Source organism: Micromonospora xinjiangensis (assembly GCF_056150165.1).
This window is the reverse complement of sequence record NZ_JAXCFO010000004.1, coordinates 400,313-423,519: the sequence shown is the minus strand read 5'-3', so window position 1 is coordinate 423,519 and position 23,207 is coordinate 400,313. Positions and strand designations below refer to the sequence as shown.

The following is a 23,207-nucleotide window of genomic DNA, read 5'->3' as shown; positions in this document are numbered from 1 at the left end:
GATCACGAGACCCGGCGCGGCCGTCGCCGCACCGGCCCGGCCCGCCGGTGTCCCCACGCGGCGCGCACCGGGCCTACCCTGGCAGGGTGGTCACACGCTGGGTGTCACGGCTCTTCGACGACCGCTACGCGTGGCTGCGGCTGACCCTGCTGACCCTCAGCGGCATCGGCTACCTGCTGCTGCGCCCACACCCGAGCGACCCGTACGCCCCGGTGGACTGGGCGTTCGCCGCGGCCGCTCTCCTGCTGGCGCCGCTGGGCGCGCGCTGGCCCTTCGCGGCGGCGCTCGTCGCGGCGCTGGTGTTCGGCCTCGCCGACTGGTTCGGTCAGGCCGAGCCGGTGGTACCGCAGGTCGGCGCCACCTGGGCGGTCGTGGAGCTCACGCTGCGGGCGTCGATGCGGCAGGTGGGCATCGGCCTGGTGGCCCTGCTCGCCGCCTACGCCGTCGACTCGCTCGACGAGCTGCCGACCGGCTGGGCGACCTGGCTCTACGGGGTGACCCTGGTGGCGGGGGTGCCGGTGCTCGTCGGGCTCAACATCCGGGCCAGCCGTCAGCTCGCCCGCAACGCGGAGCAGCGGATCGCGGTGGAGGCTCGGGCAGCCCGGGCCGGCGAGCGGGCCGCCATCGCCCGTGAGCTGCACGACCTGGTGGCCCACCACGTCGCGTCGATGGTGCTGCGGGTCGGCGTCGCGCGGCACGTCCTGGGCGGCGATCCCCGGGTGACCGAGGTCTTCGACGACCTGCACGCCAGTGGCAGCGCCGCGCTGGCGGACCTGCGGCGGCTGGTGGCGGTGCTGCGCAACCCGGCCCTGGCCGGCGACGGCTCGGGGTACGTCCCGATCGAGCCGGGCGCGCTGCCCGGGGCGCTGGCCGAGGCCGTGGACCGGGCGGCGAAGACGGGGCTCACGGTGGACGCGACGATCGACCCCGAGGTGGCCACACTGGACGCCGTACGGGGGCTGGCGATCCTGCGGCTGACCCAGGAGGGTCTGGCCAATGTGGCCAGACACGCCGGGCCGGCGGCGCGGGCGCGGGTCCGCGTACAGATGCGGGATGGCGACGTGCACTGGGAGGTCAGCGACGACGGCGGCGGGGCCCACGGCCCTGATGCCGGCGCCCGCGCGGGCGGTGTCGGCAACGCGGTGCGGCCCCCGGCACGACGCCCGGAGGCGGCGGTGTCCGAGCCCGGACACGGGCTGACCGGCATGCGCGAGCGCGTCGAGCTGCTCGGCGGGACGCTGGTGGCCGGGCCGGACGGCCCCGGATGGCGGCTGCGGACCGTGCTGCCGGCGGGGGTGGGCCGGTGATCCGCGTGCTGCTCGTCGACGACCAGCGGCTGGTGCGGGCCGGCCTGCGCATGCTCTGCGACTCCGCGCCCGACATGACGGTCGTCGGCGAGGCGGAGAACGGGCAGCAGGCGATCCGCCTCGCCGAGCAGGTGGCGCCGGACGTGGTGCTGATGGACCTGCGGATGCCGCTCGTCGACGGCACCGCCGCGACCACCCGGATCCGCGCGAGCCGCCCCTCGGCGCGGGTGGTAGTGCTGACCACGTTCGACGACGACGACCACCTGTTCCCCGCGCTCGCGGCCGGCGCCTGCGGGTTCCTCGTGAAGGACGCGTCCCCGGACGAGCTGCTGGCCGCGATACGCCAGGCGGCGGCCGGCGAGACGCCGTACAGCCCGGGGGTGCTGCGGCGGCTGGTCGACCAGGCGGTGCGGGCCCGGCTCGGCGAGCCGCCCGTGCCGGCGCTGCCGCAGACCCTGACCGCCCGTGAGCGGGACGTGCTGGCGCTGGTCGGGGCGGGCTTGTCCAACCGAGAGATCGCCGACCGGCTGCACCTGGGCGTGACCACGGTGAAGACGCACGTCACGAGCCTGTTGGCCAAGACGGACACGGGAAACCGGATCCGGCTGGCGCTGCTGGCCGCGCAGGCGGGGCTGGTCGCCGAGGAGTGACGGCGGGCCGGCACGCCGGATCAGGTCCGGGCCCGGCAGCAGCCCCGGCGGATACCCGACGAATCCGCTTCGCGACAGGCCACATCCCTTCAGCTCCGCCCCCGGCGCTGACACGCTGCGATCGGCATCTCACTGCGGGTAGGACGGGTAGGGGTCATGATGAAGCGTTGGTTGGTCACGGGGTGTTCGAGTGGTCTCGGGCGGTCCCTCGCGGCCCGGCTCGCCGCCGAGGGCGAGCAGGTGGTGGCGACGGCCCGACGGCCGGAGTCCCTGGTGGAGTTGGCCGCGCGGCACCCGGGCAACGTCGTCACCGCGGCGCTCGACGTCCGGGATCCGGAGCAGTGCGCCGCGGCGGTCCAGGCGGCGGTGGCCGCCTTCGGCGGCGTCGACGTGTTGGTGAACAACGCCGCCTACGGCCAGTTCGGCACCTTCGAGGAGGTGTCCGACGCCGAACTCGCCGAGCAGTTCGACACCAACCTGTTCGGCGCCTGGCGGCTGACCCGCGCCGTGCTGCCGCTGTGGCGGGCGCAGCGGTCCGGGCACGCGATCTTCGTCAGCTCGGTGGCCGGCATGGTGCCGTTCCCGGGCCTCGCCGCCTACAACGCGAGCAAGTTCGCCCTCGAGGGGGCCGCCGAGTCCCTCGCCGCGGAGGCCGGGCATCTCGGCGTGCGGGTGACGATCCTGCAACCCGGCGGCTTCGCCACCGGCTACAGCGCCAACCTCACCATGGCGCGGAACCGGATCGCCGACTACACGCCGGTCAGCGACGGCATGCTCGGTGCCCTGCGCGGCATGAACGCCAACGCGGAGATCAACCCGCCGGAGTTGTTCGCCGACGTGGTGTGGCGGCTGAGCCGGATGGAGGCGCCCCCGCTGCGGCTACCCGTGGGCCCGGACTCGGAGGCGTACCTGGAGGCCTCCTACGACGCACGGCGCAGCGAGTACGACCAGGTCGTCAAGGCGGGGCACCACAGGCTTCCCTGACCGACGGGCGCGCTCCACGAGCCGCTGGTGCGGGCGCGCCCCCGACCCGCCCCGCCGTGAGATCGGCGTAACAGGTGATCATGCGGCGGTTGAGGTCACGCCGGACGTACCGTGAGATCGTGCCGACGAAAGACATGATCACACCCGCTGACCTCGCCGAGATCCGCCGCACCGCGCTCGGCGCGGCCGACCCGCTCGGCCTCGCCGCCGACCTGGCCGACGCGGCGGAGCAGGGCCGGTTGACGGAGCCCGACAGCGCCGGGGACGCGCTGACCCTGGCCGCCGAGATCGCCGAGGTCCGCTCGCGCCTGGACGCCGCGCTGCGCTACGCGGACGCGGCCGTGCGGGCGTACCCGTCCGGGGACGACGCCCGGGCCGGGTTCGCCCGGGCCCTGCGCGCCCGGATCCTGTTCCGGACCGGCGGCCGGGAGGACGAGGCGATGGCGGAACTCACCGCGCTGCGCCCGCTCCTGACCGCGCAGCCCGACGCGCCCGCGTACGTCAGCGCCGCACTGGACGCCGGTGGCCGCACGAAGATCGCCGAGGAGTGGCTGAGCGAGGCGGTGGACACCGTCCTCGGCCAGCGCGCCGGCGAGCAGCAGGCGATCACCGCCACCGAACCGGCGGTCGAGGTCGGGCCGCCCGAGGCGCCCGGCGTGTCGTTCTTCCTGCTCCAGCAGCGGCACCGGGTGCGCCGGGACCTGAACCTGCCGCACGACCGGCAGGACGACCTGGCCGACCGGCTGGAGGCCCAGCTCGTCCGCCGCGCACAGCAGCAGGCCGGCGAGACCGACCTGCTCTTCTTCCCGCGGGCCGAGTTCGACCGCCTGGTCACCGACCAGGCCGACCTCACCGGGGCGTACGGATCGGACTGGGACGAGCACCGGGCGCGGCTGGAGAAGGAGCTGGTGCGGCAGGCCAACGCCGGCGGCACCGGGCTGCACGTCCTGCGCGCGTCGGTGGACGGGTTGACCGGCTACGCCGGCCGGCAGGGCGGCGCGCCGGCCGATCAGCAGGTCCGGGCCGGGTACGCCCGGGAGCTCGACGCCCGGCCCGACGCGCGGGTCCCGTGGCCGCCGGAGCGCAACGACGCCTGCTGGTGCGGCTCGGGACTCAAGTACAAGAAGTGCTGCCTGCCGCGCTCGCGCGGCTGACCCCTGGCGGCCCGGGGAGCCCACCTCCCCGGGCCGCCGGTGCGGGCCGCCGCTAGGCCGAGGCGCCGATGCGCGGCGGGGTGGCGGTGCCGTGCACCCGCCGGGCGTGCGCCGCGTAGCGCCGGCGCCCCATGATCGGCACCAGCAGGCGGAGCGGCGGCGGCGCCGACGCGAGCACGCCCTTGATCACCGCGGGGTCGGCCTCGTACATCGCCATGCCGAACACGAGCGCCAGGTCCTTCTTCGGGGTCTTGCTCATGCCGTGCTCGCCGAGCTGGTGCCACTCCGCGGCGGTGACGTACCGTTCGGCGAGGGGCAGGATCTCCTTCTCCTCCATGGCCATGTGTTCGACCAGGACGGCGTGGAGGCGTTCGCAGGCGTCCGCGAGGGCGTCACCGCCGCGCCCGGTGCGCCGCCAGCCGGGAACGAGGCGCACCACCTCGGCATGCGCCTCCTCGATGGCGTGGTGCTGCGTCTCCATCGTCACGACGATGGCCTCGGCCGCCGCACCGGCGCGCTCGTGCAGGCGCGGCCACAGCAGCTCGTCCTCGCCCTCGTGGTGCAGGTGCAGGACGCGGCACACGAGTTCGGCGTGGGCGCCGACGATCTCCGCGCGCCGGGTGTCCCCGGGTGCGACGTCGCGGACGAGCTGCGGAAGCAGGCTGAACTCGCGACGCAGCGCGGCGTGCGCCATGTACATGTCGCGCACGTCGGCCATGGCTTCGTGGTGGTTCCGGTTCACGGTGACCTTTCCGAGGGGTGTCGACTGCCCGCGCCCGCTCGGACACCGGGTGGCGCGGCGGGCACAACGTCTCTGATCGTGACCCGCGGCGCTTGCAGCCGACTTGGAACCGGCCAGCGGTCGGGGCCGGCTCAGCGGGCGAGTGCGGCCGTCGCCTCCGCCAGCCAGTGCGGCGACCCCCACCGGTGGGCCACCGTGGCCGCGAGCGTGAAGTGGTGGATCGCCTCGTCGTGGCGACCCAGCAGGCGGAGCAGCTCCCCGAGCGTCAACGCGACCGGGCGTACCACGAACGTGGTGGTGCAGAAGCCGGCCAGCTGGTCGCGTACCGGGAGCAGGTCGTCGAGGACGGACTGCGCGAGGTCCCTGCGCTCCAGCGCCACGGCGACCATCGCACGCACCGAGAGCAGGGCCGACCGGAAGTAGTCCGGGCGGTAGGAGTGCGCCCCGAGCGGCATCGCCCGCGCCTCGTCGGCCCGGCCGCTCTCGATGAGGGCCAGCGCCAGCAGGTCGTCGACGAGCGGCCCGAGCATGCCGCGTGCCCGGCGGGTCGCCTCCAGGTGCTCGGCGAGGCGCCCCTGGCTGAGCAGCAGCGTCGCGCGGGCGAAGTAGTGGAGGGCCTCGCCGTGCAGGGAGCCCTGCCGGCGCATCTCGGCCGCGGCCTCGTCGTAGTAGCGCTCGGCGGCGGCGAAGTCGCCGGCCACGTGCGCGAGGCCGCCCAGTGAGGTGAGGTGGATCGCCCACGCCTCGTTGAGCTGGTACGCGCGGGCCATGGTCCCCTGCTGGGCGACGCTGGCGCGTACCTCGTCCGGTTCGTTCAGCGCGGCGGCGGCCTGGCCGAGCACCTGCTCGGCGAACCACCGGTACACCACGAGGCCGTGCTCGTCGGCAAGGTCCCGCAGCTCCCGGGCCAGCTCCCGGCGCCGCGCCGCCGCCAGCTCGTACGACAGGGTCCGCAGGCGGGCGGCCAGGCCGAGGGCGCGCAGCTCGGGATCGCCGAGCCCACGCGAGATCTCCAGGGCTTCCTGTCCGGCCTGCGCGCCGCGTGGGTCCGCCTCGCCGTCGAGCTCGACCGTCAGCGCCTCGAGGACGCGGCAGCGGTCCGCCGGGCCCAGGTCGGGTCGGCGCAGCAGTCGGGCCAGCAGGTCGACGATCCGGTGGTCGACGGCGCCGTACGGGCGCGTGAGCCATGGTGTGGGAACCGTCCACGCGGTGAACGCCGCGACGAGCAGCTCGTCGCGGTCGGACGCCACGGCGACGTCGACGACCCGGCCCCGGGTCTCGCGGGCGGCGGTCAGCGCACCGGCCCGGGCCTGGGCGCGCAGCAGCCGGCCGAGCAGGTCGACCCGCAGCGCGTCGCGGTCGCCGGTGACCGTCCCGGCCGCGTCGAGGGCATGGGTGAGCAGGTCGATCGCCGTGTCGTAGGCGAATCTCCGCTCGGCCAGGTCGGCGGCGCGGATCGCGTGGTCGACGGCGAGCGGCGCGGTGTCGGGCGACGCGGCGCGGGCGTAGTGGTGCGCGAGGGCCGGGTGGTCGTCGGGCCGGAGCCGGCTGATGGCGGCGGCGACGCGGGCGTGCATGCGGGCGCGGCGCAGCCGGGTGAGGTCGGTGTAGACGGTGTCGCGGACCAGCCCGTGCACGAACCGCACCCGCCCCGGCGCCGGTTCGGTGAGCAGGCCGGCGGAGAGCGCGGCCTCCAGGGCGTCGACGACGACGTCCTCGGCGGTCTCGGCGGCCTCCACCAGCGTCGCCACGTCCGCCTCCCGCCCGACGACCGCGGCGAGCCGCAGCATGGGTACGGTCGGCGCGGGCAGCCGGGACAGGCGCCGGCGCAGCACGTCCCGGACGCCCTCCGGCACCTCGGAGGTGGCGACGAGCGTGCCCTCGGCGGCGAGCAGGCGGGCCGACTCGCGGACGTAGAACGGGTTGCCGCCGGTGCGTTCGGTCAGCGCGGCGACGGTGTCCGGGTCGACGGTCGTCCGGGCGACGCCGACCACGAGCCGCGCGACGTCGGCCGGCGCGAGACCAGTGAGGTGGATCCGCAGGGGCGAGCGGCGCGCCAGGGTGGCCAGCGTCTCGTTCAACCGCTCACGGTTCTCGGCGGGCCGCAACGCGACGACCGCCAGCAACGCGGCGTCGGTGACCTCGCTGACGGTCCGGAGCAGCAGCAGCGTCTCGGCGTCGGCGGCGTGCAGGTCGTCGAGGATCACGGCCACGGGGCGGTGGGCCGCCGCGGCGCGCAGCCAGGTGGCGACGGCGCGGTGCAGCCGGAACCGGCCGGCGGTGGCGTCGCCGGCGCCCGGCTCGCCGTCGGTTTGCCCGAGCAGCGGGGCGAGCGTCGGCGCGAGGTCGCCCGGGGGCGCCGCCTCGGCGAGCTGCCGCAGCGCCTCCACCCACGCCCAGGCCGGTGGGGCGCCCTCCACCTCCGGACAGCGGCCGACGGCGACCAGCCAGCCCCGGGCGGCGAGGTCGTCGCGGAGGCGGCCGAGCAGGCTTGTCTTGCCGGCGCCCGCTTCGCCGGTGAGCAGGGCGAAGCGTGCCACGCCGGTGGACGCGTCGGCGGCGGTCCGGCCGAGGGCGGCCCGTTCGGCCTCCCGCCCGACGAACAACTCGTCCGGGGCGACCTCGACCCGGGGCGCCGGTTGCTCCGGCGGCGGCGGTCCCCCCACGGCTGCGATCCGCCCGGCCGGCGGGGTCGGGGCGGCCGGGGTGCCGGCGGCGCCGGCCGGGCGGGCGCCCGGCAGCATGGACGACATCGCCGGCCCCGCCGGCGCAAGCAGGTCGAGCCGCTGGTGGCGGATCGCGTTCTCCAGTTCCACCAGCGCCGGGCCGGGGTCCAGGCCCAGCTCCTCCGCGAGGACCTCCCGTGCCCGGCGCAGCGCGGCGAGCGCGTCCCCCTGTCGGCCGGTGCGCCACAGCGCCAACGCCAGCAGCCGCCAGCTCTCCTCGCGCAGCGGCGCCTGCCTCGTCAACACCTCCGCCTCCGCCACCGCCTCGGCGGCGGCACCGGCGCGCAGGCTCACGTCGAGCAGCAGCTCCCGGGCGACGAACCTCAGCTCCTCCAGCCGGGTCACCTCCGGCTGCGCCCACGGCTCGGCCGCGAACTCGGCGTACGCGGGACCGCGCCACAGGGCGAGGCCGTCGGTCAGCAGCCGGCGGGCACGCACCGGATCGGCGGTGCGGGCCTCGGCGAGCAGCGCCTCGAACCGCCCGGCGTCGACGGCGTCGGCGGGCAGGCGCAGCGCGTAACCGGGCGGCGCGGTCACCAGCACCCGGGCCGGGGCCCGCCGCTCGCGGTCGGGCTCCAGCAGACGGCGCAGGTGGGAGACGTACGCCTGGAGGGTGGCCAGCGCCCGGGGTGGCGCGGCGCCGCGCCACAGGTCGTCGATCATCCGGTCGACGGGGACGACCGCGCCGCGGGCCGACAGGAGCAGCGCGAGTACGGCACGCTGGCGGGGGCCGCCGAGGTCGACCGTTCCGCCTGGAGGGATCTCGACCTGGAGCGGCCCGAGCACCCGGAGCAGCATGACGCGGGCCATCCTATCGGCGCCGCGGCCGTTCCCGCCGAGGTCCGCAGCGGACCGGGACCCAGGGCACCGGCGTGGTCAGCGGGCCCGGGCCGGTATGCCCGACGTCACCCCGACGCCGTTCGCGGCGGCGGTAGGGTCAGGGGCTGGCACCGGAGGCCGACGCGCGGGCTGTCGCGGGGCGCTCGGCGGACGGCCGGGAACACCGGCCGGCACCCGGTCGGAGGAGGGACGATCGACGATGACGATTCCCGGCTTGACGGCCGCCGACGGCACGACGCTGCCGGCTATCGGTCTGGGCACCTACCGGTTGACCGGCTCGGACGGCGTCGACGCGATCGGGCAGGCCATCCGGGCGGGCTACCGGCTGATCGACTCCGCGGTGAACTACGAGAACGAGGGTGCCGTCGGGCGGGCCGCGCGCGCCGCGGGCGACGTCCGCGACGAACTGATCGTCACCTCGAAGCTGCCGGGGCGGCACCACCGGTACGCCGAGGCGTTGACCACGATCGAGGAGAGCGTCTACCGCACCGGTCTCGACCGGGTCGACCTCTACCTCATCCACTGGCCGAACCCGAAGGTCGGCCTGTACGTGGAGGCGTGGAAGGCGCTCATCGAGGCGCGCGAACGGGGCCTCGTCCGCCACATCGGCCTGTCGAACTTCCTGCCGGAGCACATCGAGCGGCTGCGGTCGGAGACGGGTGTCGCCCCGGCCGTCAACCAGATCGAGGTGCACCCCTACTTCCCGCAGCAGGAGGCCCTCGACTACCACCGGGAGCACGGGATCCTCGTCCAGGGCTGGAGCCCGCTCGGCCGGGGCAACGACCTGCAGGAGAACCCGACCGTCGTCGAGATCGCGGCCGCGCACGGCGTCACCCCGGCGCAGGCCGTCCTCGCCTGGCACGTGGCCCGGCAGGTGATCCCGCTGCCCAAGGCCGCGTCACCGCAGCGGCAGAAGGAGAACCTCGACGTCTTCGACATCGGGCTCACCGACGCCGAGGTCGAGGCCATCACGGCGCTCGGTCGGCCCGACGGGCGCCTCGCCGGCCAGGACCCGGCGGAGTACGAGGAGTTCTGACGGCGGCCGCGCCGGCAGCGTGGTCGGATCGCGGGCCGCCGGGTGCCACCGGACGGCGGCTCGCCGACGGGGTGGCCCGGCCGGCCACCGGAGCCGTAGCATGTGCCCACGTGCATTGATTGACGACGATGTTCGGGGGACGCGTGGCCGATCAGCAGATCCAGCGTGTGTTCGCACCGCCGTCGGACGCGCCCGACGCACCGTCGGCGCCGCCGCTGAGCCCCGCGCGGATCACCGGCGTGGCGGCCGGCTTCATGACCGCCAAGGCGCTCTTCGTCGCCGCCGAGGTGGGCCTCTTCGCCGCCGTGCCCGCCGAGGGGGCCACCGCCGCGACCATCGCCGAGCGTTGCCACCTGCCGGTGCGCAGCGCGCGCGCCCTCGCCGACCTGCTGGTCGCCACGGGTCTGCTCGAACACGACGGCGAGTGTTACCGCAACGCCGCCGACACCGAGGCTTTCCTCGCCGGTCGGGGTCCGCTGGACATGCGCCCCATGCTGACCTACTGGGACATGGTCAGCTACTCGGCGTGGGCCCGGGCGTCGACCGCGTTCCGCACCCGCCAGGGGGTGCGCGCCGATCTCGACGAGGCGCAGGTCCAGGCGTACGAGTCGTCGGTGGCGCTGGTGACCGCGGAGACGGCCGCCGACCTCGCCGCGGCGTACGACTTCGGCCCCCACCGCCGGATGCTCGACGTCGGCGGCGGCGTCGGCACGTTCGCCAAAGCCGTCCTGAGCGCTCATCCGCAGCTCACCGCGACCCTGGTCGACCTGCCCGAGGTGGTGACGGTCGCCCGCGACGCGGTGGGCGGCGACGGGTTCGCCGATCGGCTCGACCTGGTCGGCGCGGACGTGTTCGTCGACCCGCTGCCGGCCGGGCACGACGTGGTGATCGTGGCCAACTTCCTGCACCTGTTCTCCCCGGACCGCAACACCGACCTGCTGACCCGGTTGCGGGAGGCGGTCGCTCCAGGAGGTCGGCTGTTGCTGGTCGACTGGTGGCGTGACCCCGTGGCACCCCACCCGGCCACCCGCCTCGGGGCGGGGGAATTCCTCATGATCAGTGGCGGGGACACCTACGAGGCGGACGAGGCGGCACAGTGGCTCGACGCCACCGGCTGGCGACTGGTGGCGCACGTGCCGCTGGCCCCGCCGGCCGGCCTGATCGTCGCCGAGGCGGCGGGCTGACGGCCCGTCACCACACCCGATCTACGTCCGCTGGCGCTCGGCTGCCTCGGTCGGGCCGAGCCCGTTCCGGATCAGCGAGATCACGGTGTCGGCGGTCCGGTCGAGGTGACTACGGCCGTCGGGCAGCCGGGCCGCCGGGCTGATGTAGCTGGCGGGGCCGACGTGGGTCGCCGGGTCGAGTCGGTGGACGGTGATCTTCCCCTCGCGCGCGGCGCGGTTCCATCCGCTTCCGCGCAACAGTCGCCACCGCTGCGGGAACAGCCACGTGCCGACCCGCTCGATCCAGTCGCCGCCGCTGGTGAGCCGGCAGAGCTGCTGGGCGTGGGTGATGTCGTTCGCGCCGTTGTGGAAGCCGCCGAGGGTGATCAGCCGCAGCGGGCAACGCAGCTGGGACCACAGTTCGTTCACCGCGCCGGTGGCGACCTGGGCGCCGCCGCTGTAGCAGAGCAGCACCACGGGGATGCCACTGTCGTCGCGGTAGCCGGCGAGCCGCAGCTGGGTGGCGATCTGCGAGCCAACGGCGCGGTTGTAGAGCGGGCGGTACCGCCGGTCGGCCGCGACGAAGATCTGCACCACGTTGTGCAGGAACAGCACGAGCCCGACGCGGCGGCGCAGCCACACCCACACCGGCCGGTTGGCCAGCGGGTTGGCCAGCGGCGAGTAGGGCTGCACCTGGCCCAGCACCCTCAGCTCGGGGGCCGCCTGGATCAGGGCCTTGACGAGCCGGCCGCCGTCGCGGGTGTCGTGGAAGCGGCGTTTCCCGATGCCGTCGAGGTAGACCAGGTAGGCGTCCGGGGGACGGTCGGGGTCCGCGCCGCGGGCGTGCGGCATCCCGCTGGGCAGGTCGGTGACGGGTGGCCGCCAGCCCGCGGCGTACGCCAGCACCTCGTAGCGGGCCAGCAGCGCCTCGGCGAGCAGGACCGGGCCGATCCCGGCGAGCAGCAGCAGGAGCACCAACTCGATCACGCGAGTCGCTCCGGTGCTCTTCTCGTGTTGAGCCGCGCGACCAGGCGGCGGACACCCTCGACGGCGAGCCCGAGCGCGATCCCCGCGACGGCCACGCAGCCGGCGGCCTCCCACCAGCCGACTCCCGCCATCCCGGCGAGCGCACCGGCGAGACCGGCGCCGACTCCCACCATGAGCACCAGGTGCAGCAGCGGCCCGAGCAGCGGGAACGCGAGGACCGCGGCGAGCAGCAGCGGGGCGGCCAGGCCAGGGGTCCAGGCGAGCGCGGTCTCGTCGGAGGTCGCGGTGGGCAGCACGAGCTCGGCGAGGGTCCACGCGGACAGCGGCCAGAGCGCGAACACCGCGCCGTCGACGACGGCGCCGAGCAGCATCAACCCGACCACCCTCGCGCGTGACGCGCCGGACAGGCGTGCCACCACGGGAAGGAGACGCCCGGCGGCCTCGGACAGGCCGCCGAACAGCAGCAGCACGACCACTGCGGGGGACACCGTCAGTCCCGCTTCGCGTGGTCGGCGGAGGTGTGCTGCCCGGCCTCCCGCGCGTAGCGCTCGAGTTCGTCGGCGGCGCGCGAGTACCCGCCCGCCTGGCGCTGGGCGGTCTGAAGGGCGGTCGCGGCGGCCCGGAACCGGGGCTCGTCGAGCAGGCGCCGGGCGAGAGCGCGGACGCCCTCCACGGTGATGTCCTCGGTGCGGATCGACAGGCCGGCGGCGAGCTCCACGACGCGGGACGCGACCAGCGACTGGTCCGCGCCCTGCGGTACGACGAGCATCGGGACGCCGGCGTACAGGGCCTCGTTGACGCTGTTGACCCCGCCGTGGGTGATGAACAGCGCGGCGCGGGACAGCACCTCCGGCTGGGGTACGGAGCGGTGGGCGAGCACGTTGGCCGGGAGCGGCCCGAGCGCGTCGGGATCGGTGTGTCCGGTGGAGAGGACCACGGTGCCGCCCAGCGGGGCGAGCGCGGCGGCGAGGCTGCGCAACAGCTGTGGGCCGGCGGGGAAGACGGTGCCCATCGAGGCGTACAGCACGGGGTCGCGCAGGCTGTCGACCGGGAAGGACGGGTCGGCGGGGCGGGCGCCCACGCTCGGGCCGACGAAGCGGTAGGACTCGTCGAAGTTGTCGGCGTCGGGGTGGAACGCCCGCGAGGTGTAGACCAGGTTGAGCGGCTGGCGGATGTTCGCCAGGTCGATCAGCGGCACCCCGCGCGTGTCGTAGTGGCGGCGCAGCTCCCACCGCGATCTCAGGTATCCGCCGGTGTTGCGGGGCAGGGCCGCCGCGGCGGTGAGCAGCTCCCAGGAGCCCCGGGTGGGGCTGGGCACGTGCCGGTTGAACGCGAAGGTGGTGAACGACGAGGCGGCCGCGACGTTCAGTTGCCGGGCGGCCACCGGCCCCCACAGGCAGAGCGAGTCGTGCACGATCAGGTCGGGGCGGGTGCCGCGCAGGTCGGTGAGGACGCCCGGCAGCACGCGTACGGCCGTCCGCGCGAGCTGCTCCATCACCGTGACGGGCGTCGGCGGGCCGGAGAGCGGCGGCTCGTCTCCGGAGTAGAGCAGCACACGGGCGCCGGTCGCCGCGATCCGCTCGGCGTGGGCGGACGTCGCGTGGTAGGTCACGGCGTGACCGCGACGGACCAGCTCGGCGGCGATCGGCAGCGTCGGGTTGACGTGCCCGTGCATGGAGATGTTGAGGAAGGCGATGACGCTCATCGGCCGGTCCGGGCCGGAAAAGGAGCCAGTGCTCGGCAACTCGCAGCGCTCATGATCCGCCCTTCTCGCCCGACGCGGCATCGCGTCCGTCCGCGCCGCCGCGGCAGCCGCCCGTCCGGAGGGTCGACCGGTGCCGTGGTAAGCGCAGTGCAGCCACCGTCACGCGCTGCGTCCGGGGACAGCAGCCGCATGGTGCGGTGGCCGCAGGTCACAGCGTAAACGGTGGCGGTTCGCGGCAGGCGTGGACCTGCACTCCCCCGTCCGGGGCAGGGCGGGCGCAGCTCGCCGCACCCTCCCCACCACCGACGGTCCTCGCCGGATCGTCACGCGGCGAGGACACCGTCGGTGGAGGCGCCTACGTGCTGACCGGCTGCCTGAGGATGGTGCGGAGCTTCTCCGGCGCGACCTTGCGAAAGTCGCTGAGGTAGATCTCGTGGTGTTTGCCGACCATGGTGAGCCCGTTGTCGGGGATGAACTCGCCGTGCATGCGTGCCAGCACGTCGGCCTCGTCGTCGAAGGAGCCCACGTGCAGGGTCTGCACGCAGCGGCCCTCGGAGAGCGAGCCCAGTCGTACGTCGTGGAGGCGCCGCGGGTGGCCCTTGGCCGCGATCTGATCGCGGACGTCGGCGAACATGTTCTGGTCGATCCAGTCCGGCACCATGATCATGAGGGTCCAGTCCCACCGGGACTTGTCGCGGGACGCCGTGAACGCGTCCATGTCGTCGGCCCACCACAGGCCCTCCAGGGGCATGACGACGTAGTCGCGCCCGAGGGTGCGCTTGCTCGCGAACTTCAGTTTGTAGGCCAGCGGGTAGAGCGCCTCGACCGCCTCGGTGAAGGCCTCGGTGTTGGGGTCGCCGTGGCCGTCGATCATGAGGTATCGCAGGTCGGGCACGTCCACGACCTCGAACCGGCCACGCGGCGGGCGGTAGACGTCGATCTGCCGCTTGAAGTCAATCTTGTCCGTCATCGGGCACCTGGGCTCGCGCCGCGAGCCACGACCTTTCCGCCTCGAGGAGGCTCAGCGAGTAGGAGAAGACCTCGCGCGCCGCGAGCGCGAGGGGTGCCTGCGCCGACTCGGCCGCCTGCACGGCCGCGATGTGGGCGTCGACCTGGGCGAGTCGGTGGCGGAGCGCACGGGCGTAGGCCCCGGCGGGGAGCAGGGGCAGGTTCGCGATGCCCACGAGAAAGGGCTGCGGGACAGGGCGCGCCTGCTCGATGAGTGCGAGCGCGTTGCGGGCGGCGGCCTCCCGCCCGGTGGCCGTGGCGTGGAAGACGCGCCGGGACTTCGCGGCCGTCGGGGCGTCCGGAGCGTGGACGAGGCCCCGCTTCTCGAGCTTGGCGAGCAGGTAGTAGATGGACGAGAAGCCGATCTCGGTCCATTGCCGGATGCCGCGGCGCTCGATGACCCCTTCGAGGTCGTAGCCGTGTCGGGGACGCTCGACGATCAGCCCGAGGACGACCAGCTCGGCCGGCGTGAGTTCCACGAGCCTATTCTAGGGCTAGAATAGGGCTGCGGGAAGCATCCACCGTCGGGTCGCTTCCGCGCGCGTCACGCCGCCGGGCCCACGCCTCCGGCCCGGCGCGAGCCGGTGGCGCCGGGGCGGGTCACTGTGGCCGGTGGACCTGCGGCGCGTCGCCTTCCAGCGGGCTTCGCCCGGGGGCGCGTAGCCCGTCGAGCAGGATCGTGACGACCCGCCGCCAGCCGTCGGGCCCGGCGTCGACGCCGAGGCAGTGGTCGGTGTCCAGGGGTGCCCGCGAGAGGAGCAGGACGTCCTCCCAGGTGACGTCCGGACGCAGGACGCCGGCGGCGTGGGCCCGCTCGGTCAGGCTCGCCACGGCCTCCTGCAGCGCGGTGGTCCGCTGCGCGAGCTCGGGCGTCGGTGGCCGCTCGCAGGCGGCCGTGACCTCGGCCAGCCCGCGGCTGTCCCGGTGCGCCCCGGCCAGCTCCCGCACGAACTCCGCCAGGCCCTCCCAGGCGTCCGGGCGCGTCAGGCACACCTGCGCGGTCTCGCACAACTCGTCGTACAGGCCGAGTACGACGTAGTCGAGCAGCGCCTCCTTGGTGCCGAAGCGCCGGTACAGCGTGCCCACGCCCACGCCCGCGGCCGTCGCGATGTCCAGGGCGGACACCTCGAGCCCGCGGGCGGCGATCGCCTCGCGGGTCGCGATGATCAGCTGGCGTCGGTTGTGTCGCGCATCGGCCCGGACGCCGCGCGAGGGGTCCAGTTCAGGCATCCTGGAAGGGTAACACAAGCGGACGATATCCGTCCGAATGCCGCTCGCGCATCCCGCACGGCCGTGGGCACGGGGGAAGTGTCGGCTCCCGGCTCGGGCGAGCCGGGAGCCGACACGGCGGGCGGGCCGGCCGCCGCCTCGGTGCACACCGCTACGCGGCGGTGAGGCCGCCATCGATCGCGAGCGCGGCACCCGTGATGAACGGGGCCTCGTCGCTGAGCAGGAAGGCCGCGAGAGCGGCGACCTCCTCGGGCCGCCCGATGCGGCCCACGGGGTGCATCGCGTTCGCGGCGCGGAGGGCCTCCTGCGGGTTCGGGCCCATGTTGCCGCGCAGCAGCGGGGTGTCCACGCCGCCGGTGACCAGCGCGTTGACGCGGACGCCCGTCGTCGCGACGTCGAGCGCGGCCGACCGGGTGAGCCCGACGACCCCGTGCTTGGCGGCGCTGTACGCGGCCATGCCCGCCATGCCGGTGACGCCGACGTTGGAGGCGTTGTTCACGATCGAGCCGCCGCCGGACGCCTGGAGCGCGGGGACCTGGTACTTCAGTCCGAAGAAGACGCTGTCGAGGTTGAGCGCCAGCTCGGCGCGCCACGCGTGACCGTCGACCTCGGTGACCGGACCCGTCGCGGTGGCCGCGCCGACGTTGTTGAACACGCCGTCGAGCCGGCCGTAGTGGTCGACCGCCCGCCGCACCAGCTGCGCGACCTCGGCCTCCACCGTCACGTCGGTCGGCACGAAGAGGGCGTCCCGCCCGGCGGCCTGCAACTCGGCGGCGAACGCGTCGCCCGCGTCCTTTCCGCGGGCCGCCAGGACGACCTTCGCGCCCTCGGCGGTGACCCGCTCGGCGAGCGCCCGCCCCATCCCGGACGTGGCGCCGGTGACCAGAATGACCTTGTCGGTGAAACGCATGGTGACGATTGATCCTTGTCTGTCGTCGGAGAGGTCGGTGGTGGTTCCCGGGGCGATCACGATCGAGCGCGCCCGCCGATGCCCGGCCACCATCAAGCGGACGCCCTTCGTCCGCCCCGGAACCGTACTGCAAGAGGACGACAATCGTCCGCTTCTCCCGGTGGCCGACCCGGTGACCCTGGCCACCCCTCGGCCGGGAATAGCACCGGCGCACCGATCGAGACGCCCGACGGCACGTGCCGAGGCAGAAGATCATCCGGCCGCGGCGGGACGGTCGAACGTCAGGACGCCACCGCGACGGCCGACGAGATGCGCCGCAGGTGGAAGCGGGTCGCCCGGCAGGTGGCTCTCACGAGCCTGCTGGTCGCTCCGGTGATGTTCGTACCCCCGCTGCCCACAGATCCCGGTGACACCGGTGCGGGATCCGCCGACTCCGGTGACGGCGGCGCCGGTGACGTCGGCTCGTACCTCTGATCCCGCCAGCGCCCGGCGTGCCGCGGCGGCCAGCCCGCCGGGCGACGCGGTTTTCCCGTCCGCCCGCCACCTGCTGACTACGCTGCCAGAGAGTGACGCCCCGACGATCCGACGGTCGGGCGCCGGGCGAGGGGCCGGCCGACGAGACGGACGCGATCCTGCACGGCCTCGCCCGGCGGCTGGACAAGCCGATAGGCGCCCTCGGCATCCTGTTCCTGCTCCTGGTGCTCGGGCAGGCGTTCGCGCAGGACGCCGCGCTGTCGCACGCGCTCTCGGTGGCGAGTTGGGCCCTGTGGGCGGTGTTCGTCGGCGAGTTCGCGCTACGCGCCTGGTTGGCCCGTCACCAGGCCGGCCGGTTCTGGCGCCGCAACTGGTGGCAACTGATCTTCCTGGCGGTGCCGTTCCTCCGCTTCGCCCGAGCCGTCACCCTCCTGCGTGCCGCCCGCGGCACCGGCGTCGTGGCGGCGGCGGTGCGCGGCTCGCGGTCGGCAGGACGGCTGCTCACCGATCGGCTGGCGTGGCTGGCCGTGGTGACGACCGCCATCGTGCTGGCCTCCGGGCAGTTGCTGGTCCTGACCCGCTCCTACCGGACGTACGGGCAGGCGCTGCACGACGTGGCCCTCAGCACCGTCACCGGGATACCCCTGACCGCGGACGACGCGTTCGCCCAGGTCCTGGAGCTGCTGCTCGCCGTGTACTCGATCGCGGTCTTCGGCACGTTGGCGGGCGCCGTCGGGGCCTTCTTTCTCAGCCGGGACCGTGGTGGCGGGCAGGATCGATCCGACGCCCGGCAGGCGCGCCGGTGACCACCTGCCGCTCGGGGCGCCGATGCTGATGTGGTCGTTCAACCGCGACGGGCAGTGCGACCCGGCCCTGGAGGAGCACCGCAACCAGGTCATGGGCGTCGACCGCGCCGAGCGACGCGCCCCCGGTCCAACCTGGTCGACCGGGCACACCCGCAGGACGGCGTGGCGTTCCTCGACCGCGCGTTCCCGGGCGGCACGCCGCTGGTCCAGGTGGTGGACCGCGCGGAGGCCATCTGACCGCGGTGACCGGCGCGGGGCGCGGCCCTGGTCAACGCCACCACGGCCGGCCGGCCGCGACCGTCGCCCGGTCGACCGGCTCCGCCAGATCACCGCAGACCCGGGCGAGACTGCGGATCCACTCCGCCGCGACCACCAGCACCATGGCCGGCCCGGCGAGTCGGTCGTCCCGGCGCCACCGGTGCAGGCACGCCCGCACCGCGACGTCCGGGTCCGGAAGCTCGGCCGGTGGGGGCGGAGCGTCGTCGGCGCCGGCCAACCGGTCCGCCGCCCGCTCCAGCCCGCGCAGGAGGACCTGCTGCGCCGACCGCACCGGCTCGACCACGTCCGCGCACCCGTCGATGCGTCCACCGAACTCGACCACCGCACCGTCGAGCAGGCTGGCCGCCATGGCCAGATAGTTCGCGCTCGCCACGACGACCACCGCGCTGGCGGGGTCGAGTGGGTCGGTCGGCCGCTCGGACAGGTAGTCCCCGAGCGCGAGTTCCGCCCGCACCCGCGGCCCCGCGGACGGAGCCCGTCGCGGACCGGCCGCTCCCCCGGTCAGCGCCCGGTCGAACGCGCCGCGGAGCTGCCCGATCGCGCTGCGGTGGTAGTCGGCGGCGCTGCGCACCAGTTGCCGGCGCGCGCCGTGTGGCCACATCAGCAGACTGAGGACGACGCTGAGGCCCACTCCGACGCCGACGTCCACGAGCCGGACCAGGCCGAGTTGCCAGCCCACCGGGGAGAGCAGATTGAAAATGATCATGAGGTTGATCGTGAAGGCGGCCTGGCTGAGCAGGAGACGTTGTCTGCCGGAGGTATGCGCGGCCAGGAACACCGCGACCGGTAGCAGCGCCCAGAGCACCGCTGGTCGGTCGACGGCCACCGCGATCAGGGCCGAGCCGACCGCCACCCCCGCGATGTTCCCGGCGACGGCCCGGGCCACCGAGCGGGCGGTGCCGATGGCGCCGGTGCGGAGCACCTGCAGGGTGCCCAGCACCACCCAGAAGGCGTGCGGTAGGCCCAACCGCCCGGCGATCCACACCGACAGGGCCAGGCCCACCGCGGTACGCAGGCTGTCCCGCAGGGCGGTCGAACCGGGCGCCGCGGACGCGGCCAGCCACCCGGTCCACCGGTGCCGGAACCGCTGGTCGCCCAGCACCTCCCGCGCCGGTTCGCGGTGCCCTGACGTCGTGTGCTGCCCGACCGCCACGCCGGCGTTGGTCGCCACGGCGCCCGACAGGTGCGCCATCACGCGCAACGTGTGGTCGACGGCCAGGGCATCGAGGATCTGCCGGGTGGGCGTCGAGCGGGCCAGCAGGTCACGCGCCCACCGCTCCAGCGCGTGCCGGTGTGCCCTGCGGCACCGCTCCACGGTGCCGGGGTCGGGTGGCCCGCCGGTGCCCTGGAGAGCGTCCGCGCTGGCCCGCAGCGCCGCGGAGACCGCCGTGACCAGGCGCCCGCCCGTGCCGCTGCCCTGCCGGGTCAGGTGCGGCCGGTAGAGCGGATGGCCGGCGACGCCGACGAGCAGCTGCAGGTCACCGATGAGCTCGGTGTACGCGTGTCGTCGGCGGCGTGACCGGACCGCCCGGTGCGCCGTCGCGGCGAACTGGGCGCGCACCCCGGCGAGCGCCGCGGCCGCCGCGTCCCGGCACTGGTGCAGCTCGGGACGATCGGGACCACGGGCCAGGGCGTCGACCAGGTCCGCCACGGCGCGGCAGGCCGCCGCGGCGGCCCCGTTCAACACCGACGGGCCGCCCCGGGGCAGCACCACCAGCCCGGCGAGGGTCGCGGCGAGCCCGGCGAAGACCCACCCCTCCACTCTCGTCGGGATCTGTGTGCCGGCCGGCGGCAGCGTGACCGACAGGACGAACGCGAGCAGCAGACCCAGCCGGGCGGAGGCGACGTGGCCGCCCAGCACGGCGGAGAGCAGCGTGAACACGAAGGCGACCAGGAACATCACCAGCGGTACGGCCACCTCCGAGCGGGACACCAGCGTGCCCAGCGCCACCAGACCCGCCCCGACCGCCGTCGCCATGAGGTACGAGCGGAGCCGCTCGCGGACCGTTCCCCCGAAGTCCGCCATGATCAGGAGGGCGAAGCCGCCGAAGACGGCGAACGTGGCGAAGGACTGTTCGCCGACGACGTAGCGCCCGATCGCGAACACGGCCGGCAGGACGAGCGCGGCGCGCACCGCCGTCCGGGGTGCGGTCCGCTCGGGATCCGTCACCGTCGAGACCAGGCCGCGCATCGCCCACCCGGGACCGCCCCGTGCGTTCAGCACCCGCACCTGGTCCACCGCCCGTACCTCGCTACGCCGCACACCCGCAGGCCCGGTCCGTTCGCACTCGTCGGTCAGATCGGCGAAGGTGCTGTCACGCGCCGGTGGGACGCAGGAGGACCTTGGTCCAGCCCTGGTCGCGCCGGTCGACGTGTGCGTACGCCTCCGGCGCCCGGTCGAGGGGCAGCTCGTGGGAGACGAGGAACGACGGCCGGGCCCTACCGGCGATGATGAGGTCGCGCAGCTGCCGGTTGTAGCGCATGACGGGGCACTGTCCGGTGCCCATCTGCTGGCCCTTGCTGAAGAACGTGCCGTACTGCCAGCCGACGCGGCCCTCCCGTTCCCGCTGGTCGGGGCCGTTGGGGTCCTGCGGTACGTACACCCCGACCACGCCGATGCCGCCGGTGGAGCGCACGACGCCGACCAGGTTGTCCAGGACCAGTTCCGGGTGCTCGTGGCCGGACGGGTCGTGGGCCTGGAAGCCGACCGCCTCCACCCCGCAGTCGGCGCCGACGCCGTTGGTCGCGTCCATGATCTGCCGCACGGGGTCGCCGTCGGCGAAGTTCACCGGGATGCCGCCGATCCGCTCGGCCATCGCGAGGCGGTCGGGCTCCTTGTCGACCACGAACACCCGGTCGGCACCCTTGATCAGCGCACTGTGGGTGGCCATCAGCCCGACCGGTCCGGCGCCGAACACCGCGACGGTGTCCCCGGGCCGTTGCCCCGCGAGTTCCGTGCCGTGCCAGCCGGTCGGGAAGATGTCCGACAGCATGGTGAAGTCGTTCTCGTGCTCGGTGCCCGGTGGCAGCCGCAGCAGGTTGAAGTCGGCGTACGGCACCCGCAGGTACTCGGCCTGCCCGCCGTCGTACGGGCCCATGTTCGCGTAGCCGAAGGCGGCGCCGTCCATGCCCTCGACCGGGTTGGTGCGCAGGCAGAAGCTGGTCCAGCCGTGCAGGCAGTTGCGGCAGGTGCCACAGGCGATGTTGAACGGCGCCGACACCCGGTCCCCCACACGGATCCGGGTCACCGCGTCACCGACCTCCTGAACGATCCCCATGTTCTCGTGGCCGAGGATCTTGCCCTCCTCCACCGGGGCGCGCCCCTCGTACATGTGCAGGTCGGAGCCGCAGATGTTGGTGGTGGTGATCCGGATGATCGCGTCGGTCGGCGCCTGGATCGTCGGGTCCGGCCGATCTTCGACGGAGACGTTCCGTGGACCCCGGTAGACCACTGCCTTCATCTTCGTCTCCTGCCACCTACTGCCGGTGATCGAGGTCGTGTCCCCGGCTGGCTGGTCGGCAAACGTCGGCGCCACCGCCTCGCCTGGTCGAACCGACGAGGGCGCAGCCGATTCCGGCCCGCTGTTCCGGGTGTGGCCGACGGCGAACGCGGGCACCGGTGCCGACGTCCCCGGCGTCAGGTTCCTCGTGGCGGAGTCGGGTCGGGTGACGGCGCCTCCGGCGGGCGGTGCCACGCCTGCCGGGCATCGGCCAGGGCCATGCCCAGGAGGATGGCGAGGGCGGCCGCCGCCGCGATCAACGGGGTGGCGAGCATCAGCGGCACCGCCGCCCCGGCCAGGACCGCGATGCCGATGAGCCGGCGCCGTGCGACCCGGTTGAAGACCACGCGCTCCAGCCCGATCCGGCCGATGACATAGATGATCGGTCCGCCGAGGACCGCGGCCAGCCAGGCGGGGCGCACGTGCGAACCGGGATGGGTCATGACGATCTCGTAGCCGGCCGCCACGAGCACGATGCCCAGCACCATCAGCACGTGGGTCCGTCCGACGATCCGGCCGGCCCTGACCCGGTCCCCGGCGGAGTCGACGGCTTCGGGGAGCACCTGACCCGCCCGGTAGTAGTAGACACGCCACAGGAGCACCGTGGTGGCGAAGCCGACCAGCAGCGCCGCCGTCGTGGCCCACGACAGCGGGGTGACGGTGTAGGTGATCCCCAGGGACAGCACACTCTCGCCCAGTGCGATCAACAGGAGTTGCTGGTACCGGTCGGCGAGGTGATGACTCTTCCTGGGCTCCCAGGCGCTGCCCAGCGCCCGGCTCATGCCGGGCACCGGCCAGGAGAAGCGGGCCGACACGAGGTCGATCGTGATGGCCAGTGCCCACAGACCCACCCGGGCCTCGTCCCGCACCAGGGTGCCGCCGGTCAGCCAGGGTATGGCCGACACGGTGAACCAGATCGCGGAGCGCGCGTAGAGGACTCGTTGGCCGCGGTCCCGCACGAGCGCGATGAGGACCAACGGTCGTCCCACCTGAAGGGCCACGTACGGCACGGCGAACGCGTAACCGCGTTCGACGAAGGCGTACGGCAACGACGAGGACATCACCACCACGCCGAGCGCGGTCAGCAGCACCATCACCTGGATGGCGGGTCTGCGGGGGTCGAACCGGCTGGTGATGTGGGAGGTGGTCGTCCACAACCACATCACCGGCAGGACCAGCACGAAGACGTAGAGCAGCCCGGCCCACCGCTGGGTGTGGGTGTCGGCGGACAGGTCCGGCACGACCCGCGACACGATTCCCGACAGGGCGAACACCAGCACCAGGTCGAAGAACAGCTCCAGGAAGTTCGCCCGGCGGTCGTCCGCGGCGCTGCTCACCGTCCGTGCCACGTCCCGGTCATCCGTTCTCTCGTCCCGCCGGTCGCCGGCCGGCGGGCGCATCGACGATCAACGGGTCACTGGGCGACGCACCCGCAGTGGCCTGAGAGCTCCCGCTGCGGCAGCAAGCCGCGCCGCTCCGGGTCCGGCGGGGAGGCGGCGGAGTCGCGCGGCTGCCGCTACCGCCCCCGCCCGTCCGGGCTGGTGCAGCGCCGTCTCGACGCTAGTCGGGGCTCCTGGTGGGCCGCGGCGGAGAAACGAGATCTCCATCCTTCGGATGCCCCGCCGGCCCGCTCACGGGTGCGCTGCTTCAGGGCCTGCGCCGGGCGGTGGTGCCGGCGGACGGTGTGTCGGCGTCGAGCGAGGATG

The 23,207-nt window shown here is 74.4% G+C and carries 20 protein-coding genes; 8 read left to right on the top strand and 12 right to left on the bottom strand.

Annotated elements, in window-relative coordinates; all coding sequences use genetic code 11:
- Positions 1–86: 86 nt before the first annotated feature.
- The 4 genes from SM573_RS17395 (at position 87) to SM573_RS17380 (ending at position 4,095) form a co-directional block, all read left to right on the top strand.
- Positions 87–1,307 carry a sensor histidine kinase gene (locus tag SM573_RS17395; protein WP_474616560.1) on the top strand — a complete coding sequence of 407 codons (1,221 nt, stop codon included), beginning with the start codon at positions 87–89 and terminating at the stop codon, positions 1,305–1,307.
- Positions 1,304–1,957 carry a response regulator gene (locus SM573_RS17390; protein WP_474609933.1) on the top strand — a complete coding sequence of 218 codons (654 nt, stop codon included), beginning with the start codon at positions 1,304–1,306 and terminating at the stop codon, positions 1,955–1,957. Before SM573_RS17395 ends, SM573_RS17390 begins: the two co-directional genes overlap by 4 nt.
- Positions 1,958–2,116: 159 nt before the next feature.
- Positions 2,117–2,941 (top strand): SDR family oxidoreductase, encoded by an 825-nt coding sequence (locus SM573_RS17385; RefSeq protein ID WP_474609934.1) that lies wholly within the window; start codon positions 2,117–2,119, stop codon positions 2,939–2,941.
- A 119-nt stretch (positions 2,942–3,060) separates the two neighbouring features.
- Positions 3,061–4,095, top strand: coding sequence for an SEC-C domain-containing protein (locus tag SM573_RS17380; protein ID WP_474609935.1), 1,035 nt, complete (start codon positions 3,061–3,063; stop codon positions 4,093–4,095).
- Between the two features lie 52 nt (positions 4,096–4,147).
- Here the strand turns inward: SM573_RS17380 and SM573_RS17375 are convergent, their stop codons facing one another.
- Both SM573_RS17375 and SM573_RS17370 read right to left on the bottom strand, forming a co-directional pair.
- Complete coding sequence (locus SM573_RS17375) at positions 4,148–4,813, bottom strand: hemerythrin domain-containing protein (RefSeq protein WP_474609936.1); 666 nt, start codon at positions 4,811–4,813, stop codon at positions 4,148–4,150.
- Between the two features lie 155 nt (positions 4,814–4,968).
- On the bottom strand, positions 4,969–8,361 hold the full coding sequence (locus tag SM573_RS17370) for an ATP-binding protein (protein WP_474616559.1): 3,393 nt from the start codon (positions 8,359–8,361) through the stop codon (positions 4,969–4,971).
- Between the two features lie 241 nt (positions 8,362–8,602).
- Here SM573_RS17370 and SM573_RS17365 point away from each other — a divergent pair, with 241 nt between their 5' ends.
- Both SM573_RS17365 and SM573_RS17360 read left to right on the top strand, forming a co-directional pair.
- Positions 8,603–9,439: an aldo/keto reductase gene (locus tag SM573_RS17365; protein ID WP_474609938.1), complete on the top strand. Its 837-nt coding sequence runs from the start codon at positions 8,603–8,605 to the stop codon at positions 9,437–9,439.
- 143 nt (positions 9,440–9,582) lie between these two features.
- Positions 9,583–10,623 (top strand): methyltransferase, encoded by a 1,041-nt coding sequence (locus tag SM573_RS17360; RefSeq protein ID WP_474616558.1) that lies wholly within the window; start codon positions 9,583–9,585, stop codon positions 10,621–10,623.
- 21 nt (positions 10,624–10,644) lie between these two features.
- Here SM573_RS17360 and SM573_RS17355 read toward each other — a convergent pair whose 3' ends face one another.
- From SM573_RS17355 to SM573_RS17325, 7 genes are all read right to left on the bottom strand, one after another.
- A complete protein-coding gene (locus SM573_RS17355; RefSeq protein ID WP_474616557.1) occupies positions 10,645–11,589 on the bottom strand; it encodes a hypothetical protein in 945 nt (314 codons plus the stop codon).
- Positions 11,586–12,077 (bottom strand): hypothetical protein, encoded by a 492-nt coding sequence (locus tag SM573_RS17350; RefSeq protein ID WP_474609941.1) that lies wholly within the window; start codon positions 12,075–12,077, stop codon positions 11,586–11,588. The genes SM573_RS17355 and SM573_RS17350 overlap by 4 nt, the downstream gene beginning before the upstream one ends.
- Before the next feature lie 2 nt (positions 12,078–12,079).
- Complete coding sequence (locus tag SM573_RS17345; protein ID WP_474609942.1) at positions 12,080–13,294, bottom strand: macrolide family glycosyltransferase; 1,215 nt, start codon at positions 13,292–13,294, stop codon at positions 12,080–12,082.
- Positions 13,295–13,649: 355 nt separating this feature from the next.
- Positions 13,650–14,264 carry a GyrI-like domain-containing protein gene (locus tag SM573_RS17340; protein ID WP_474616556.1) on the bottom strand — a complete coding sequence of 205 codons (615 nt, stop codon included), beginning with the start codon at positions 14,262–14,264 and terminating at the stop codon, positions 13,650–13,652.
- Complete coding sequence (locus tag SM573_RS17335; protein ID WP_474609944.1) at positions 14,248–14,781, bottom strand: PadR family transcriptional regulator; 534 nt, start codon at positions 14,779–14,781, stop codon at positions 14,248–14,250. The genes SM573_RS17340 and SM573_RS17335 overlap by 17 nt, the downstream gene beginning before the upstream one ends.
- Positions 14,782–14,902: 121 nt before the next feature.
- Entirely contained in the window at positions 14,903–15,532 is a 630-nt protein-coding gene (locus tag SM573_RS17330; RefSeq protein ID WP_474609945.1) for a TetR/AcrR family transcriptional regulator, read from the bottom strand.
- A 151-nt stretch (positions 15,533–15,683) separates the two neighbouring features.
- Positions 15,684–16,442 carry an SDR family NAD(P)-dependent oxidoreductase gene (locus SM573_RS17325; RefSeq protein WP_474616555.1) on the bottom strand — a complete coding sequence of 253 codons (759 nt, stop codon included), beginning with the start codon at positions 16,440–16,442 and terminating at the stop codon, positions 15,684–15,686.
- A gap of 309 nt (positions 16,443–16,751) precedes the next feature.
- Between SM573_RS17325 and SM573_RS17320 the strand changes: the two genes are divergently transcribed.
- Both SM573_RS17320 and SM573_RS17315 read left to right on the top strand, forming a co-directional pair.
- Complete coding sequence (locus SM573_RS17320; RefSeq protein ID WP_474609947.1) at positions 16,752–16,916, top strand: hypothetical protein; 165 nt, start codon at positions 16,752–16,754, stop codon at positions 16,914–16,916.
- A 92-nt stretch (positions 16,917–17,008) separates the two neighbouring features.
- The gene (locus SM573_RS17315; protein ID WP_474609948.1) at positions 17,009–17,722 is read left to right on the top strand and encodes a hypothetical protein; all 714 of its coding nucleotides are present in this window, start codon (positions 17,009–17,011) and stop codon (positions 17,720–17,722) included.
- A gap of 268 nt (positions 17,723–17,990) precedes the next feature.
- On the opposite strand, the gene SM573_RS17310 is transcribed toward SM573_RS17315, so the two are convergent.
- From SM573_RS17310 to SM573_RS17300, 3 genes are all read right to left on the bottom strand, one after another.
- Complete coding sequence (locus tag SM573_RS17310) at positions 17,991–20,240, bottom strand: FUSC family protein (protein WP_474616554.1); 2,250 nt, start codon at positions 20,238–20,240, stop codon at positions 17,991–17,993.
- Between the two features lie 76 nt (positions 20,241–20,316).
- On the bottom strand, positions 20,317–21,462 hold the full coding sequence (locus tag SM573_RS17305) for a glutathione-independent formaldehyde dehydrogenase (RefSeq protein WP_474616553.1): 1,146 nt from the start codon (positions 21,460–21,462) through the stop codon (positions 20,317–20,319).
- A gap of 176 nt (positions 21,463–21,638) precedes the next feature.
- Complete coding sequence (locus SM573_RS17300; RefSeq protein WP_474616552.1) at positions 21,639–22,850, bottom strand: low temperature requirement protein A; 1,212 nt, start codon at positions 22,848–22,850, stop codon at positions 21,639–21,641.
- Positions 22,851–23,207 lie beyond the last annotated feature (357 nt).

Bases quoted from the DNA above. Each gene is read 5' to 3' on its own strand.
- SM573_RS17385 (WP_474609934.1), top strand. From the start codon at position 2,117: ATGAAGCGTTGGTTGGTCACGGGGTGTTCGAGTGGTCTCGGGCGGTCC.
- SM573_RS17375 (WP_474609936.1), bottom strand. From the start codon at position 4,813: ATGGCCGACGTGCGCGACATGTACATGGCGCACGCCGCGCTGCGTCGC.
- SM573_RS17370 (WP_474616559.1), bottom strand. From the start codon at position 8,361: ATGCTGCTCCGGGTGCTCGGGCCGCTCCAGGTCGAGATCCCTCCAGGC.
- SM573_RS17365 (WP_474609938.1), top strand. From the start codon at position 8,603: ATGACGATTCCCGGCTTGACGGCCGCCGACGGCACGACGCTGCCGGCT.
- SM573_RS17345 (WP_474609942.1), bottom strand. From the start codon at position 13,294: ATGAGCGTCATCGCCTTCCTCAACATCTCCATGCACGGGCACGTCAAC.
- SM573_RS17340 (WP_474616556.1), bottom strand. From the start codon at position 14,264: ATGACGGACAAGATTGACTTCAAGCGGCAGATCGACGTCTACCGCCCG.
- SM573_RS17330 (WP_474609945.1), bottom strand. From the start codon at position 15,532: ATGCCTGAACTGGACCCCTCGCGCGGCGTCCGGGCCGATGCGCGACAC.
- SM573_RS17325 (WP_474616555.1), bottom strand. From the start codon at position 16,442: ATGCGTTTCACCGACAAGGTCATTCTGGTCACCGGCGCCACGTCCGGG.
- SM573_RS17320 (WP_474609947.1), top strand. From the start codon at position 16,752: ATGCGCCGCAGGTGGAAGCGGGTCGCCCGGCAGGTGGCTCTCACGAGC.
- SM573_RS17305 (WP_474616553.1), bottom strand. From the start codon at position 21,462: ATGAAGGCAGTGGTCTACCGGGGTCCACGGAACGTCTCCGTCGAAGAT.